We start from the raw sequence: 16,854 nt of genomic DNA, 5'->3' as shown, positions 1-16,854 counted from the left end.
AAACCTTAATTTATCCTTTGAAATAAAGTATAAAAATTATCAGTAAATATGGGTATGTAAATAGTTTTTTAGTGTTTTAAATTTGTTTAAACAAATCAAATGAAATTTAAACTCACTTTGGTATTAGTAATAATTTTTGCTATTCCTACATTTGCCCAATTAAACAAAGCTACATTAGAAAGCAAATTCCCGCTTTTAACACTGCCTTACGAATTACCTGCCGAAAAGATACCTATGTATGAACCTACAGATGGAAAAATGAACCCGAAAAAACATATCTTTTTAAAAGATGATGTTACTGAACTAGTTTTTGGTGCCATGGTAGATGAAAAAACCATAAAAAAAAGTATAAAAACACCAAATTCAAAAATAAATGCGATTGGAAGGTTTACAGTTGGCAAACTAAATTTTATAGTTTATAATATAAACGACTATAGAAGCGATGCTTATATAAATGTTGTTTATGTGGCTTCATTAAGTACCGATTATAAGATTGTAGATATTTCTAACATTGTGTTTTTTGCTATTTTCAACAATGCAGATAATAGTAGCAGAACTACACAAATTATACGAAAAGCATCATTAAGTAATAATAAACTATTACTATCTGAAACAAGTAGAGCCATAAAAAATATAGATGTTAATGGTAAAGAAAGTATAAACACTCAAAAATCTAATAATGCTTATATTTTTAATGAAGCAGGTGTAATTGAAAATTTAATGATTATTAGTAAGTAAACATCTGTTTATGATGAAAAAAATTTTGTTCGTATTATTTACCTTCTTTTTAACTGCTGCAACACAAAGCCCAGGATATTAATACAATTATAGAAAAGGAATTCCCATTAATAAATTTACCTTATAAAACACCACTAAACTTACCTTATGCTTTTGAAAAACAATTACCAAATTTAAAAAGCTTTGGATACATTAAGAATGAAGTTACAGAGTTTCTAAAATCGTTAAAAATTAATTTAGAATAAGATTCTAAATGCTATGCAATAGGGCGTGTAAATTACAATAACCAAGCTTTGTTAATTTATTTAGAGATATTTGAAGACGCTTATGACCCATTTTTTAATTATAACATAAACATTAGTACTGTAAAAACAGTATCAGATAAATCATCAATGTATTTAGCTAATAGGCGTTACCACAATTTCACTAACGAAGATAATGGTAAGTTATATAAACAGAAAGACCACTTAGACAGTAAGGTTTACATCAAAAACGGAGATTTATTTATCGATAGTAGCATTAGATTAATTGATGATATGGTTTTAAACGAAACTGGCAAACTAAAACGGACCAAAAACAATTTATATAAACATAAGGACAAGTTAATTAATAACGAGTTTGTAGAAGTATCTAAATATAGAAATTAGAAAATTATTGAAACTTAATAAATTTTATACCGTATAAGGCAACAACACAAACTCCTTATCTGTATGAAATCTGAAAAAACTATTTACATTAAATGTGACAAAAGTTTATTTTCTAATAACTCCTTATATTCAGTTTTATTAGCTTGTACTGTTGTTTCTGGATTATCTTTTTCATTGAATTTTTATCAAATTATTTCAGAGTTAACTTCTTATCTCATTTTATCAATTTGTTCTTTACTTACTACTTTTAGTTTGTATAGGCTTTCTGTAGAAAAAGGACATCATTATATTTACATAAATGATGATGAAATTTGCTTTACAAAAAAAGACCAAAATGATACTGTGAGTTTAAAATTTGAAGGGTTAGATTATTTTGAAACTCGTTTTTCTAAAATTATTTTCTCTACAAAGTCAGAAGAGAAAATAGAAATGGAGCTAAACAGAATAGCTGACGAGAAAAAAAGATGGCAATTAAAAGAATTTTTAAAAGACCATTTGAAACAAAATAAAGACAGTAAAATTTAGGTTTATTATATTTTAGGTTTGGTTTAACCCTCTGATTTTTCAATCAGAGGGTTTTTTATTTTTAAAGTGCACTTAATGTTTCTTCCAAAATCTGAATTTTGGTCTCAGCATCTGCTCTTTTATTTTGTTCATTTGCAACTACTTCTGGTTTAGCATTGGCCACAAAACGTTCATTAGCTAATTTTGCATTAACAGATTTTAAAAATCCTTGTAAATATTCTATCTCTTTTTTGATGTTCTCCTTTTCGGCTTCTACATCAATATTACCAGCTAAAGGAATAAAAAACTCGTCTCTGCCAGCCATAAAAGCTACGGCTCCACTTAGTTTTTCTTCCACATTCTTTAACTCGCTGATGTTAGCCAATTTAGAAATTATGTTTTTGTAAGCTTGATAATCAATATCAGAATTTGTTTTAACAGATAAAGTCAGCGCTTCTTTAGGAGATATTTGCTTGCTATTTCTAACGTTTCTAATTTCCGAAACTATTTGTTTTACCGCGTCAATCTCTTTTAATAGCATTTCGTTTTTAGCTTCGATTGTTGGCAGTTGCGCAATAATACAGCAATCCATTTCTCCTCTTTTTCCAAAAACTTCATCATGCCATAATTCTTCTGTTAAGAAAGGCATAAAAGGATGCAGTACTTTAATTATCTTTTCGAAAAAAAGAATACTGGCATCATAGCTTGCTTTATCTATAGGTTGCTGGTAAGCTGGTTTAACCATTTCTAAGTACCAAGCGCAGTAATCGTCCCAAACTAATTTATAGGTTGCCATTAAAGCTTCAGATAAACGGTAAGTTTTAAAGTTTGCTTCAATTTCTGCCAAAGCTTCGTTAAATCTCGAATCAAACCAAGCAATCGTTGTTTCATTAGGATTTGCTAAACTTTCATCAACTTCCCAACCTTTAATTAACCTAAAGGCATTCCAAATTTTATTGGCAAAATTACGTCCTTGCTCGCAAGAAGATTCATCAAACATAATATCGTTACCAGCAGGCGAACAAAGTAACATCCCTACCCTAACGCCGTCAGCTCCATATTTCTCAATTAAATCAAGCGGGTCTGGTGAATTACCTAAAGATTTAGACATTTTACGTCCTAATTTATCCCTAACAATCCCGGTTAAATAAACGTTTTCGAAAGGCGCTTTGCCTCTAAACTCATGTCCAGCCATAATCATCCTAGCTACCCAAAAGAATAAAATTTCTGGAGCTGTCACCAAATCATTGGTTGGATAATAATAGTTAATGTCTTCATTGCCTTTAGCATCCGGATTACCGCAAACCGTTGGATCAAAAACGGAAATTGGCCAAAGCCATGAGGAGAACCAAGTATCTACAACGTCTTCGTCTTGTTTTAAATCATCAGTAGAGAGTAGAGAGTAGTGAGTAGTGAGCCTTAATTTCTCTAAAGCTTCTTCTGCCGTTTTTGCAACAACAACTTCCCCGTTAGGCGCATACCAAGCTGGTATTTGTTGTCCCCACCATAACTGACGAGAAATACACCAATCCTTAACATTCTCCATCCAATGTCGATAGGTATTGATAAATTTATCAGGAATTAATTTTACATCGCCGTTGTTTACATACTCTAAAGCAGGACCAGCCATTTCTCCCATCTTGCAAAACCATTGCATAGAAAGTTTTGGCTCAATAGCAGCATCCGTACGTTCAGAAAAACCAACTTGCGATTTGTAATCTTCCACTTTCTCTAAATGCCCAGCTTCATCTAATAATTTAGCAATTTTTTTACGGGCAATAAAACGATCCTCTCCTACTAAAACTTCGGCTTTTTCGTTTAAAGTTCCGTTATCATTTAAAATATCAATAACAGGTAAATGGTGTTTTTGTCCTAATTCATAATCATTTAAATCGTGAGCGGGAGTAACTTTTAAACAACCTGTACCAAAATCCATAGTTACATATTCATCAAGTATTACCGGGATTTCTCTATTAATTAAAGGAACAAAAACTGTTTTTCCATGCAAATTAAAATATCTTTCATCATTCGGATTCACACATATTGCCGCATCAGCCATAATGGTTTCTGGGCGAGTGGTAGCTATAGTGAGTGAATTGTGATTGGTGATTGGTGAATTCTCTATTACCTCTTCACTATTCACTATTCGGTACCTAATATAATACAACTTCTGGTTCACTTCTTTCCTGATTACTTCTTCATCAGAAACAGCGGTTAAACCTTTTGGGTCCCAGTTTACCATACGCACACCACGGTAAATCAATCCCTTTTGGTGTAAATGAATAAAAGTATCAATTACAGCTTCAGACAAAGCAGGATCCATAGTAAAAGCAGTCCTGCTCCAATCACAAGATGCGCCTAATTTCTTAAGCTGATCTAAAATAATTCCACCATATTTATCTTTCCATTCATAAGCGTAAGCTAAAAAATCTGCTCTGCTAAGGTCTTTTTTATCAATGCCTTTTTCTTTAAGCATAGCTACCACCTTTGCTTCTGTGGCGATAGAAGCATGATCTGTACCTGGCACCCAACAAGCATTTTTACCACTCATTCTGGCTCTACGTACCAAAACATCTTGAATGGTATTGTTTAACATGTGCCCCATGTGCAATACTCCGGTAACATTAGGTGGAGGAATTACAATAGTATATGGTTCACGCTCGTCAGGCGTCGATTTAAAAAAATCGTTCTCCATCCAATACTGATACCATTTATCTTCAAATTCTCTTGGGCTGTACGTTTTAGCAATACTCATAAACAAAATTTCATTTTCGAAATGCAAAAATAAGGTTTATTGACAAATAATCGCTTTTTAAGTACTTACAAAATATCATTAACAATATTAAACTACCCCCTTGATTATGATTAATTTATATGGATATTTGAAATTACACAATAATATTTTAATACAGAATTTGAATATTTAACTTAAAAAAAGGATTTTTCTGTTAATATGTTTCTCATGGGTTTAATCTAGAATTTATTTATCAAAAAAATAATTAAATGGATCATCAACACATTATAAAAAAAAGAATTGAATCAATAGATATGGTAAGAGGAGTTGTGATGGTTTTAATGGCTTTAGATCATGTTAGAGATTATTTTCATATTGCCGCAAAAATTGATGATCCATTAAACTTAAAAACTACTACCACCCTACTCTTTTTTACTAGATTTACAACCCATTTTTGTGCACCAACTTTCGTTTTACTTTCAGGTACGTCCATATACCTTCAAAGCTTAATAAAAAGTAAAAAAGAACTAAGTTTGTTTTTAATAACCAGAGGTTTATGGCTAATTTTTGCTGAATTTTTCATCATATCATTTGCTTGGACATTTGACCCATTTTACCACACTTTTATACTGCAAGTAATTTGGGCAATAGGCATAAGTATGGTAATCTTGGGTTTCTTAGTTTTCCTTCCATATCGCACTATTTTAAGCATTGGGCTTGTAATTGTATTAGGGCATAACTTATTAGATTTTTTAGAAGCAAGTAGCGGGTTTAAAGCAAGTGTGTTATTAGATTTTTTACATTCAGGAAATTTTAAAACTTACCGCTTATTTGAAAATCATAAGCTATTTATTGCGTATCCATTTTTACCTTGGACGGGCTTAATGATGATGGGCTATGCTTTAGGCAGATTATATCAACCTAACTTTAACCAAACTAAAAGGGTTAAGATATTGAAAATATTAGGCTTGTTTCTTTTGCTTTTCTTTATTGTTTTGCGGTTTGTTAATATTTATGGAGATCCAAAACCTTGGACTTTACAAAAAGATGATTGGGTTACATTTCTTTCATTTATAGATGTACATAAATATCCACCATCATTACTGTATATGAGTATTACAATTGGTTTTGCACTTTTATTTTTAGCTTTTACAGAAAACATAAAAAACAGATTTACCAATACATTGTTGGTTTTTGGACGCACTGCTTTTTTCTACTACATCTTACACCTTTATTTTATACATTTTTTTTCTGTAGTTATTTTCTCTCTAAACGAAATACAAACTTTAAAATCTTTACAGCTCAATTTTCCAACAGAAGGCTATAATTTACCGGGAGTTTATATTGTTTGGATAACATTAATATTAATACTTTATCCAATTTGCAGATGGTATAAAACGTACAAATCAAAAAATAAAGATAAATGGTGGTTAAGCTATTTATAAAATTTTTAATCATTTAAAATCCCTCAAAAATGAAAGCGCTAAAAAAAGTACTTCTATTAATATTTACAGTTGGCATATTTGCATGTAATCAAACTAAAAACAATTTAACACACATTTTAAATTTTGATGCTGATAAAGAAGAAATTGAAATAGGAAATATGTTAGACTCTTTAAACACTGCTGCTGCAAAAGCAGATTTTAAATCTTACTTCAATTTTTATGCTGATAGTGCAGTTTTTACAGGAACAGACGCTACCGAAAGATGGAATAAAACAGAGTTTATGAATTATGCAAAGCCTTTTTTTGATAGAGGAAAAGCATGGAGTTTTACTTCCATACAACGAAATATTTATTTTGATAAAACCGGAGAAACAGCATGGTTTGATAAATTATTGAACACTCAAATGAAAATTTGTAGAGGTTCTGGAGTGGCTGTGAAAGAAGGTAAAAGTTGGAAAATTAAACAATATATTTTATAAGCCACCATCCCAAACCCTATTATGGATGATGTGATAAATATGAAGGCTATTAATGAGGATAGTTTGATTTTAAGCTCGTCTAAAATTAAATGAATACGGGATTTTTAATTGACAATCGAGATTAATTATTGTTAACGATACTTTGTAATATAAATATTATTATGCCGTAAAAAAGACGTAATATGCCATATACATTACATTTAAAAATATACCCTGAATGAAAATAGAATTTTTCTCTGCAAAAAAATACGACAAGTTGTTTTTTGATGAAGCTAATAAGCTACACAGTTTTGATATTACTTATCACGAAACGCATTTGGGGCCACATATTGTAGATATTATTAAAGATGCAGAAGCTGTTTGTGTGTTTGTGAACGATAAATTGAGCAGAGCTGTAATTGAGGTTTTAGCAAAAAAAGGAGTGAAAATAATTGCTTTACGTTGCGCTGGTTTTAACAATATTGACCTTGATGCGGCAAAAGAATTCAATATTTCTGTTTGTAGAGTACCAAGTTATTCGCCAGAGGCAGTTGCAGAACATGCAGCAGCAATGTTAATGACTATAAATAGAAAAACGCATAAAGCATATAATCGTGTGCGTGAGCAAAATTTTTCTTTAGACGGGCTTTTAGGTTATAACTTGTTTGAAAAAACAGTAGGTGTTATTGGCACAGGCAAAATTGGTAAAGCTTTTATTAATATTATGTTAGGTTTTGGATGTAAAATTTTAGCTTTCGATCTTTACCCAGATTCAACATTAAAAGAAAAAGGTGTGGACTATGTTTCATTAGAAAAACTACTTCAAGAATCAAACATCATTTCTTTGCATTGCCCTTTAACAAAAGAAAACCATTATCTTATCAATAAAGAAACCATCAATTTAATGCAAACTGGCGTTACTATTATAAATACCAGCCGTGGTGGGTTAATTAATACCTTGGATATAATTGAAGCACTAAAAACCCAGAAAATAGCTGCGCTTTGCATTGATGTTTATGAACAAGAAGAAACTTTATTCTTTAAAGATCTTTCGTTAGAAATTATTGATGACGATAAAATTCAACGCTTATTAAGTTTCCCAAATGTGCTACTTACTGCGCATCAAGCTTTTTTTACCAAGGAAGCTTTAAAAGAAATTGCTGAGGTTACGTTAAATAGCATCACCAGGCTTGACAAAAACGACATGCCTAATGATGCAAATGTTAGGTTGGTGTAGGCTTGCTAATATTAATAATTTCTTATGTATTTATTTAGTATTGTTATAGTACTATGTTTTTGATTGTTGGCGTTGGGATTAAACGTTTTGTGGCATTTTAATACGCTTTTAACTATATCTTTTTGCAGAAAAAGCAAAAAGGGTGTCATTTCAATCGTTAATACGAAATTTTACACCAATAGTTTTAAAAAAACTGATTGTTTAGACTTAGTAAAGCAATATGAAAAGACAAATAATCAACGAAGTAATTACTCTTACTTTTTGCATTGTATTTTTATTTAGTTCCTATTTAATTTTAGGGTGTTTTTAATCCTCCAACTTTTACGCTTGATTCCAAAAACTGACAGTAATATTGATAGTAAAAATCAAAAACCCCTGTAAACACTCAATTTACAGGGGTTTTATCTTTGGCAAGTGATCTCATCAGGATTCGAACCTGAGACCTACTGCTTAGAAGGCAGTTGCTCTATCCAGCTGAGCTATGAGACCTCTTCATCTTTAGAAGATGAATATTTTTTTTGTGCACCCACCTGGGCTCGAACCAGGGACCAAAAGATTATGAGTCTTCTACTCTAACCAACTGAGCTATAGGTGCCGAAATCATCGCTGATTTGCGGATGCAATGTTAGCGTTTTTTTCTAATAAATACAAACAAAAAGCACTTGTTTTTTTCTAAAAAATAAATTCGATAAAAATTTAAAATTCAACAATAGCTAAGTGTTTCATTTTCAAAATATAGGCGCAAATTCTGTTGGCTTTTCAATTTTAATAATTTCGTATATTTTTTCTACAATGTCATCAATACTTGGTTTACTAAAATAATCTCCATCAGAACCGTAAGGTGTACGATGCGGTTTTGCAGTTAAAGTTTCTGGTTTAGCGTCTAAATAATAATAACCGTTTTGGCGTTCTAAAATATCTCTAAGTATAAATGCGCTTGCACCACCTGGCACATCTTCATCAATTATCAATAGCTTATTTGTTTTTTCTAAAGACTTTCTACAATCCATAGCTAAATCAAATGGCATCAAAGTTTGTGCATCTATAACTTCAGCATTAATACCATAGGCTGCCAATTCTTCTGCTGCCTCTAAAACAAGTTTTAGAGTAGAACCATAAGAAACTACAGTAATATCAGCGCCCTCTCTTAAAATTTCAACCTCACCTAAAGCAATTGTAAATTCTCCTGGATTTTCTGGTAACCTTTCTTTTAATCGGTAAGCATTTAAACATTCTATTACTAAAGCAGGTTCATCTCCTTTTAATAAGGTATTATACATTCCTGCTGCTTGAGTCATATTACGTGGCAAACATAAATGGATACCTTTTATAGAATTTAAAAGCATACCAATTGGAGAGCCAGCATGCCAAATACCTTCCAATCTATGTCCTCTTGTTCTAACAATCATTGGTGCAATTTGTCCAGCTTTGGTTCTATAACTCAAAGTAGCCAAATCATCACTTAAAATATTGAGTGCAAATGTCACATAATCTAGGTATTGAATTTCGGCAATTGGTCTAAATCCTCTTTGGGCCAAACCTAAACCTTGGCCAATAATTGTCATTTCTCTAATGCCAGTATCAACAACTCTTAACTCGCCATATTTAGTTTGCAAGCCTGCAAAACCTTGGTTAACATCACCTATATTTCCTAAATCTTCACCAAATGCTACAATTAACGGATTTTTAGAGAAATTATAATCAAAACAAGCATTTAAAACCTCTCTACCGTCAATCATTTTACTGTCTTCAGTGTAAATTGGTTTAATACTTTTAATATTTAAAGGAGAAAGTTGGGTACCAGAAAAAAGTTTTGTATTGTAACGTTCTTTATTTGCTTCTAACTCTTTATGATACCAATTTATGAGTTGGTTTCTGTTTTCTGATGGCTGATTACGACTTAATCTTATGGTTTTTCTAACTGCCGAAATTACTTCTTTACGCAAGGGATCTACTTCAGATTTTAAGATTAGAGAAACCTTTTTAACATCTTCAACCTCGTTAGCAATAGCATCAATTAATGCCAAAGCTTCTTGTTTTTCTTTTTTTATTTCGGTAGTAACATCTGCCCAAGCTTCTCTTAAAACAGCTTTAACAAACTTTTTACCTTCTTCTTCTATATTTTCAATTTCTTCCTCAGTTAAAATAGCTGAAGAAATTATCCATTCTTTCATTTTAACTAAACAGTCAAACTCTTTTTCCCAAGCCAATCTTTCTTGAGACTTATAACGTTCATGAGAACCAGAAGTTGAGTGCCCCAAAGGCTGTGTAACTTCGGTAACATGTATTAATACTGGAACATGCTCTTCTCTACAAACTTTTATTGCTTTTTCATAGGTTTCGCAAAGTGCAACATAATCCCAACCTTTAACTTTAAATATTTCGAAACCGGGCTTGCCTTCTTCTCTCTGAAAACCTTTTAAAATTTCTGAAATATCTTCTTTAGTAGTTTGATATTTGGCTGGGACAGAAATGCCGTAATTATCATCCCAAACAGAAATTGCCATAGGAATTTGTAAAACACCAGCAGCATTTATGGCTTCAAAAAATAAACCCTCAGAAGTAGATGCGTTTCCGATAGTTCCAAACGCAACTTCATTCCCGCTTACAGAAAAATGTTTAAAATCTTGTAATTCTGTGTTTTGCCTGTATAGTTTTGAAGCATAAGCTAAACCTACCAACCTTGCCATTTGCCCAGATGTTGGAGAAATATCTGATGAAGAGTTTTTTATTTCTGTTAAGTTTTTCCAAGATCCATCGGAATTTAAACATCTGGTTGCAAAATGACCGTTCATTTGCCTACCAGCTGAAGCAGGTTCTTGTTCTATATTTGGGTTTGCGTACAATTGTGCAAATAATTCTTTAATGGTTAACATACCAGATGCAAACATAAATGTCTGATCTCTGTAATATCCTGCTCTCCAATCTCCAACTTTAAAAGCTTTAGACATAGCCAATTGAGCTACTTCTTTACCATCGCCAAAAATACCGAATTTGGCCTTCCCGGTAAGTACCTCTCTCCTACCCAAAATACTTGCCTGACGGCTCTTAAACGCTATATCATAATCATTAATCACCATTTTTTTGAAATCATCAAATGTTAATTCAGATGTTTCAAAAGCGTTATCAGAGTTTTTGTTAGCGTCTATCATTTTAAATTTTGGGGGTAAAACGTAAAAATAGTAAAATATTTTTTGCCCCGAAACATTGTAGCAATGTTTAAAAAATTTTGGTTCAATAATTGAATTGCTTATATTTGATTAAACAAACAATAAACATGAAAAAGATTTTGTTATTATGTTCAGTAATTATCGGGTTCGTTGCTTTTACAGCGATGCAAGACAACAAGGCTGAATTTAAATTTAACGAGGAAACTCACGATTTTGGAAAGATTCCTCAAGGTAAACCTGTTTCTTTTGTATTTAAATACACCAACACTGGTGCAGAGCCCTTAATTATTACCGCAGTAGAATCTACTTGTGGCTGTACAGTGCCAAGTATAGAACCAAAACAAGGCACACCTGTTTTAAAAGGTCAGTCTGGCTCTATTACATTAACTTATAATGCTGCTGTGGCAGCGCCTTTTAACAAATTTGTTAAAATTACATCAAACTCTAAAACACCTTTAAAAATGCTTTATATAAAAGGCGAGGTTGTTGCAGAAGTTGGAGAATAAGTTTTATTTAAAATTTATAAGCCGTTTCTAAAAAGAGAAACGGCTTTTTTTATGTCTTTACATAAAGGCTCAAGGCTAAAACTTAATATACATAGCATAAGCATCACATATTTAGAATGACGAAAAATATTAAAAACATCATATTTGATTACGGAAACGTTATTTTTACAATAGATTTTAAACGTACACAACAAGCCTTTATAGATTTAGGGATTAAAAATGTTGAAGATTTTTTTGCTCATAAAGGCCATCACACCATTTTTGATGAGTTTGAAAAAGGAAATATTAGTGCAGCAGAGTTTAGGAAAGGCATTAGAGAGGCAAGTAACTGCCCAGAATTAACGGATGGGGAGATTGATACTGCTTGGAATTCGCTACTAATTGGCGTTATTGATGGTAACCATGATTTATTATTAGCACTAAAATCTAAATATAGAACCTTTTTATTGAGTAACATTAATGAAATTCACTTAGAATTTATTACAAAATACTTACAAAAAACTTTCAATTTAAACGGGAATGATTGTTTTTTTGAAAAGATTTATTATTCTCATTTGGTAAGAAAGAGAAAACCAAATACAGATATTTTTGAACAAGTGCTTACAGAAAATAATTTAAACCCGGCAGAAACTTTATTTATTGATGATAGTCCACAACATATTGAAGGCGCAAAATCTTTAGGTATAAATACCTATTTAATGACTTATCCAGATAGTATTCAGAAATTATTTAGCACTTATTTATAATAAAATCTATTTAGTTAAATGCCTCATTTTAAAGAACGTAATGCAAATTTAATTAAAGCCGAGGCTAAACGCCTTGGCTTTATATTTTGCGGCATAGCTAAAGTAACTTTTTTAGAAAACGAAGCACCAAAAATTGAAAATTGGTTAGCTAAAAACTACAATGGCAAAATGGATTATATGAATAACCATTTTGATAAAAGATTAGACCCTAGACTTTTAGTTGATGATGCTAAAAGTGTTATTTCAATTGGTCTAAACTATTTTACAGACAAACAACAGCAAGACCCAACAGCACCAAAAATATCAAAATATGCTTACGGGACTGATTATCACTTTGTTTTAAAAGATAAAATGAAAAGCTTATTGCAATTTATTCAGCAAGAAATTGGAGCGGTAAATGGCAGAGCCTTTGTAGATTCGGCCCCGGTATTAGATAAGGTTTGGGCACAAAAAGCTGGCTTAGGTTGGCAGGGTAAACACAGCAATTTAATTAGTAAAGAAAATGGTTCTTTTTTCTTTTTAGGAGAATTAATTGTTGATTTAGATTTACAAGAAGACCAACCGTTTGTAGCCGACCATTGTGGCACTTGTACCCGCTGTATAGATGCTTGCCCAACAGATGCTATTGTTGCACCATATATTGTTGACGGCAGTAAATGTATTTCTTATTTAACTATTGAATTAAAAGAGCAACTGCCACAAGAATTTAAAGGTAAAATGGATAATTGGATGTTTGGTTGTGATGTATGCCAAGATGTTTGCCCATGGAACAGATTTTCTGTACCTCACCAAGAACCCTCATTTGAAGCAGACCCTAACCTTTTAAAACTCTCAAAAACAGATTGGGAAGAAATTACTCATGATGTTTTTAAAACGATATTTAAAAAATCGGCGGTTAAGCGTACGAAGTTTGAAGGCTTACAACGTAATATTAGATTTTTAGAGCATTAAGAAATGACTTCCTTTTTCTTTAATTTTGAATAATGGGATTGCTCATTTGTGTTGGTTTTATGTTGTTTAATCAGTTTTTAATTTAAGATAACCTTTTTTTGCGTTAAGGATAGCAGTGAAAATCCTTTTTGTCCGCCAGCTGGCGGACAAAAAGATTGAAACGAATAGCCTGTTAAAACGCCCAAAATAATATTAATCATAAATCCTTTTTTGGATATTATCAATTAAAACATCTTTATTAGAAACCAAATTATCTAAAAATTTTAGAGTACTATTACCCAATACTGTTAATTTATAGTAATAAACGCTATATTTAAAATAGACATAAAGGCTAAAAAAATTGTGGAAAAGACCTGATTTAATTAGAGAATAATGCCCTAAGCTTGGCTATTAATTATTTATCTTAAATTTGAAAAAAATAAAATCCTAACGTGGCTGATATTAACAGGAATTCTCATAAAATTATATACAGGAAATATACTTCGGTAATTAAGTATATTTTAATGGCTTTGAGTATTATTATTATCACAGCTGTGTTACCAAAACATGCTAAATTCAAATACGAGTTTGAAAAAGGAAATGTTTGGCTGCATGATGATTTAATTTCTCCTTTTAACTTTCCGATTAAAAAAAATATTGAGGAAGTAAAAAAAGATAAGGAATCAATTTTAAAATCTGTTTTACCAGTTTACGAAATAGATGAAAAAGTTTTTCAGGATCAAATATTACAATATCAATCAGATTTTGAAGCAAAATGGAGAAACGCTGGGTTAAAAGATGATGCTATAAAAGTAAAGAACTTTGATTTAGGTTATGAGATTTTAGAGGGTATTTATAAAGAAGGCGTAATTGGGTTGAATAAAAAATACCAAAGGGATGATAATCATTATATTATTTCTTTGCTTAGAAACAATGTAGAGAACCAAGTAAGTACAGCCACACTTTTAACTCAAGCATCTGCGGTTACAGAAGCGGGCAATAAATTGGTTAAACAAAAAAATATTGAGTCGGATTTATTATTGGGAATTATAAAAGATAGAATTTCGCCAAACATTATCTATAACGAACGTTTTACTGAAAAGATTGAGAAGCAAGCAGTTGAAAATGTATCGTCAACAAGAGGGATGGTACAAAAAGGGGAAGTTATTGTTACTAAAGAAAGTACAGTTACAGAAGATATTTATCAAAAATTAGAATCGTTAAGGTTAACTTATGAAGATAGTATAACCACCCCCAATGATAGAAAATTGACTTTAGCGGGGCAATTTTTATTGGTTGGATTAATTATTACTTTGTTGATGGTTTTTTTGCATCTTTTTAGAAAAGATATTTTTAATGACAACCGCCAAATATCATTGATACTCATAATAGTCACCAGTATGTTGGTGTTTTTATCGTGGGCTATAAAATTAAAACTACCTAGCCTTTACTATATTCCTTTTTGTATTGTCCCAATCATTATCAGAATACTTTTTGATACTCGTTTGGCCATGAATATCCATTTATTGGTGGTGCTTATTGCCAGTTTCTTTTTGCCAAATAGCTTTGAATTTGCTTTTTTACAAATTACAGCTGGTATGGTTGCTATCTATAGTATTAAAAACTTGGTACGCAGAGAGCAGTTTTTAATTTCAGCTTTATTGATTTTATTGAATTATTTTATTGCCTATTTAGGTATTTCATTTATTCGTGAGGGAACTTTAGAGGCTATTGAGTGGAGCAAATTTTTACCGTTTATTTTTAGTGTATTGCTTTCGTTATTGGCTTATCCTTTGATTTATTTATTCGAAAAACTATTTGGTATTACCTCTGATATTACTCTAATTGAGCTTACCAATACAAATTCTACTTTGTTGAGAGAGTTGGCTTTTAAAGCCCCTGGAACTTTTCAGCATTCTTTGCAGGTAGCTAACCTAGCAGAGTCGGCAATTTTTAAAATTGGTGGTAATTCTTTGTTGGTTAGAGCTGGTGCTTTATATCACGATATTGGTAAAATGGATAATCCGCAATTCTTTATAGAAAACCAAAATAAAGGCTTAAATCCGCATGATAAATTACCTTACGAGGAAAGTGCCCAGATTATTATTAGACATGTTGTAAACGGCATTGAAATGGCTCGTAGACATAATTTGCCTGAGGTAATTATTGATTTTTTAAGAACACACCATGGAAACACAAGGGTTGATTATTTTTACCAATCGTTTTTAAAGAATTTCCCAGAAAAAATTGTTGATGAAAACACTTTTAGATACCCAGGACCAATTCCGTTTACTAAAGAAACAGCAGTTTTAATGCTTGCAGATTCTGTTGAAGCAGCGTCAAGAAGTTTAAAAGAACCTGATGCGGAAAGCATAAATAATTTAGTGGAACGTATTATTGACTATAAATTGGAACAAAACCAATTAAACGATAGTAATATTACTTTAAAGGAAATTGAGACTATTAAGCTGATTTTTAAGACAATGCTTATGGGCATTTACCATGTGCGTGTAGAATATTTAAAATAGATTAAAATTTAATTTTGTAGATATAGATGGATTACTATATTTGCAGACCCTTAGCGAAATTGTTAACAATAAAACTAAGATTTGGAGAGATGCCTGAGTGGCCGAAAGGAACAGTTTGCTAAACTGTCGTACTGGCAACGGTACCGAGGGTTCGAATCCCTCTCTCTCCGCAGATACTCGTATCAAATTTTATTAAAAGCCTGCAAATCATATGATTGTAGGCTTTTTTGTTTCAGAGTGAAGGGCAAAATATTCAAATTTGCTCATATTAAATGAGCGTAAATCGAGAGTCATTAGTATCGTATTAGATTACTCTCGATTGAACTTATAAAAATTTGATTATCAACCTGTTCAATCAGTAAACATCTTGATTTTATTTAGTTGCAAAAGTATTTTTGTTTAACTTTTAATCTCAAAATTATGAGTAATTTAATTCAATTACATTTTTACCTAAAAACACCCAAAGCTTACCAATCAGGAACTATACCTATTTATTTTAGAATAACCATTCATGGGAAACGCGTTGAGTTCTCTTTAAACAGAAAGTGCGAACCTTCCAAATAGTGTAAAAAATCCGAACGGATTTTAGGAAATCGGGAAGAAACCAAAATCTTAAATAAGTATATCGACCAGTTTCAAGCTAAAGTTTATGAAGCACAAGATATTTTAATTAGGGAATCTTTAGAAGTTACGGCTGACGCTATCCGGAATCAGGTTTTAGGCAAGAAGGAAGCTGTTAAAACTATTATTGAAATTTTTACAGAGCATAACAATAAAGTGGAAGCTTTAGTGGGTAAAGAATTTGCAGCAGGCACATTAGAACGTTATAAAACTTCGCTTAAACATACGCAGGATTTTATAGAGTGGAAATACAAAGTCAAAGATTTAGACATCAAAAAGATTGACAATCATTTTATAAGCGAATATGAATTCTATTTAAGAACTGTTCGCAACTGCGCAAATAATTCAGCGGTTAAATACATCAAAAACTTTGGTAAAATTGTTAGGATATGTTTAGCCAACAGCTGGATTACTGCTAACTGGAATTGCAATAGTTTACTAGAGGTTTTTTATTGTCAGATTATTGTTTTTTGAGGAGCATTAATTAGATTTATAAAATCCAATATTTATGCTGCTGTTTTGGATTGAATTAATAGCTCTCCAAACTCCTGAGGTGTCAAATATCCAAGTGTTGAATGCCTTCTCTTTCT

The 16,854-nt window shown here is 31.5% G+C and carries 14 protein-coding genes and 3 tRNA genes; 13 read left to right on the top strand and 4 right to left on the bottom strand.

Features of this window, described 5'->3' with window-relative positions; genetic code table 11:
- The first annotated feature begins 99 nt into the window (after positions 1 to 99).
- The 3 genes from ACFSSE_RS11895 (at position 100) to ACFSSE_RS11885 (ending at position 1,910) form a co-directional block, all read left to right on the top strand.
- Positions 100 to 738, top strand: a complete 639-nt coding sequence (locus ACFSSE_RS11895) for a hypothetical protein (RefSeq protein WP_379045915.1) — start codon at positions 100 to 102, stop codon at positions 736 to 738.
- Between the two features lie 293 nt (positions 739 to 1,031).
- The gene (locus tag ACFSSE_RS11890) at positions 1,032 to 1,385 is read left to right on the top strand and encodes a hypothetical protein (RefSeq protein WP_379045918.1); all 354 of its coding nucleotides are present in this window, start codon (positions 1,032 to 1,034) and stop codon (positions 1,383 to 1,385) included.
- Between the two features lie 63 nt (positions 1,386 to 1,448).
- A complete protein-coding gene (locus tag ACFSSE_RS11885; RefSeq protein WP_379045921.1) occupies positions 1,449 to 1,910 on the top strand; it encodes a hypothetical protein in 462 nt (153 codons plus the stop codon).
- 61 nt (positions 1,911 to 1,971) lie between these two features.
- On the opposite strand, the gene ACFSSE_RS11880 is transcribed toward ACFSSE_RS11885, so the two are convergent.
- On the bottom strand, positions 1,972 to 4,644 hold the full coding sequence (locus ACFSSE_RS11880) for a valine--tRNA ligase (RefSeq protein ID WP_379045924.1): 2,673 nt from the start codon (positions 4,642 to 4,644) through the stop codon (positions 1,972 to 1,974).
- A 248-nt stretch (positions 4,645 to 4,892) separates the two neighbouring features.
- Between ACFSSE_RS11880 and ACFSSE_RS11875 the strand changes: the two genes are divergently transcribed.
- The 3 genes from ACFSSE_RS11875 to ACFSSE_RS11865 all read left to right on the top strand — a co-directional run bounded on the left by ACFSSE_RS11875 (position 4,893) and on the right by ACFSSE_RS11865 (position 7,763).
- The gene (locus ACFSSE_RS11875) at positions 4,893 to 6,068 is read left to right on the top strand and encodes a DUF1624 domain-containing protein (RefSeq protein WP_379045927.1); all 1,176 of its coding nucleotides are present in this window, start codon (positions 4,893 to 4,895) and stop codon (positions 6,066 to 6,068) included.
- 29 nt (positions 6,069 to 6,097) lie between these two features.
- The gene (locus tag ACFSSE_RS11870) at positions 6,098 to 6,547 is read left to right on the top strand and encodes a nuclear transport factor 2 family protein (RefSeq protein WP_379045930.1); all 450 of its coding nucleotides are present in this window, start codon (positions 6,098 to 6,100) and stop codon (positions 6,545 to 6,547) included.
- A gap of 217 nt (positions 6,548 to 6,764) precedes the next feature.
- Positions 6,765 to 7,763 (top strand): 2-hydroxyacid dehydrogenase, encoded by a 999-nt coding sequence (locus tag ACFSSE_RS11865; protein WP_379045933.1) that lies wholly within the window; start codon positions 6,765 to 6,767, stop codon positions 7,761 to 7,763.
- Positions 7,764 to 8,178: 415 nt separating this feature from the next.
- Here ACFSSE_RS11865 and ACFSSE_RS11860 read toward each other — a convergent pair.
- From ACFSSE_RS11860 to ACFSSE_RS11850, 3 genes are all read right to left on the bottom strand, one after another.
- Positions 8,179 to 8,252, bottom strand: a tRNA-Arg gene (locus ACFSSE_RS11860).
- Between the two features lie 32 nt (positions 8,253 to 8,284).
- Positions 8,285 to 8,358 (bottom strand) — tRNA-Ile (locus tag ACFSSE_RS11855).
- 133 nt (positions 8,359 to 8,491) lie between these two features.
- On the bottom strand, positions 8,492 to 10,915 hold the full coding sequence (locus tag ACFSSE_RS11850; RefSeq protein WP_379045936.1) for an alpha-ketoacid dehydrogenase subunit alpha/beta: 2,424 nt from the start codon (positions 10,913 to 10,915) through the stop codon (positions 8,492 to 8,494).
- A gap of 125 nt (positions 10,916 to 11,040) precedes the next feature.
- Between ACFSSE_RS11850 and ACFSSE_RS11845 the strand changes: the two genes are divergently transcribed.
- From ACFSSE_RS11845 to ACFSSE_RS11815, 7 genes are all read left to right on the top strand, one after another.
- Entirely contained in the window at positions 11,041 to 11,439 is a 399-nt protein-coding gene (locus ACFSSE_RS11845) for a DUF1573 domain-containing protein (RefSeq protein WP_379045939.1), read from the top strand.
- A 116-nt stretch (positions 11,440 to 11,555) separates the two neighbouring features.
- The gene (locus ACFSSE_RS11840) at positions 11,556 to 12,185 is read left to right on the top strand and encodes an HAD family hydrolase (protein WP_379045942.1); all 630 of its coding nucleotides are present in this window, start codon (positions 11,556 to 11,558) and stop codon (positions 12,183 to 12,185) included.
- Between the two features lie 18 nt (positions 12,186 to 12,203).
- Positions 12,204 to 13,136, top strand: coding sequence for a tRNA epoxyqueuosine(34) reductase QueG (gene queG, locus ACFSSE_RS11835; protein WP_379045945.1), 933 nt, complete (start codon positions 12,204 to 12,206; stop codon positions 13,134 to 13,136).
- Positions 13,137 to 13,639: 503 nt separating this feature from the next.
- Positions 13,640 to 15,643 carry an HD family phosphohydrolase gene (locus ACFSSE_RS11830; RefSeq protein WP_379045948.1) on the top strand — a complete coding sequence of 668 codons (2,004 nt, stop codon included), beginning with the start codon at positions 13,640 to 13,642 and terminating at the stop codon, positions 15,641 to 15,643.
- 83 nt (positions 15,644 to 15,726) lie between these two features.
- A tRNA-Ser gene (locus ACFSSE_RS11825) sits at positions 15,727 to 15,813 on the top strand.
- Between the two features lie 250 nt (positions 15,814 to 16,063).
- Positions 16,064 to 16,207, top strand: coding sequence for an Arm DNA-binding domain-containing protein (locus ACFSSE_RS11820; RefSeq protein WP_379045951.1), 144 nt, complete (start codon positions 16,064 to 16,066; stop codon positions 16,205 to 16,207).
- A gap of 18 nt (positions 16,208 to 16,225) precedes the next feature.
- On the top strand, positions 16,226 to 16,738 hold the full coding sequence (locus ACFSSE_RS11815; RefSeq protein WP_379100931.1) for a phage integrase SAM-like domain-containing protein: 513 nt from the start codon (positions 16,226 to 16,228) through the stop codon (positions 16,736 to 16,738).
- Positions 16,739 to 16,854: the final 116 nt, after the last annotated feature.

The sequence above is a fragment of the Pedobacter alpinus genome (assembly GCF_042684645.1).
GTDB classification, from domain to species: Bacteria; Bacteroidota; Bacteroidia; order Sphingobacteriales; family Sphingobacteriaceae; genus Pseudopedobacter; species Pseudopedobacter alpinus.
The sequence above is the reverse complement of the archived record's forward strand: the minus strand, read 5'-3'. Positions and strand labels throughout refer to the sequence as shown.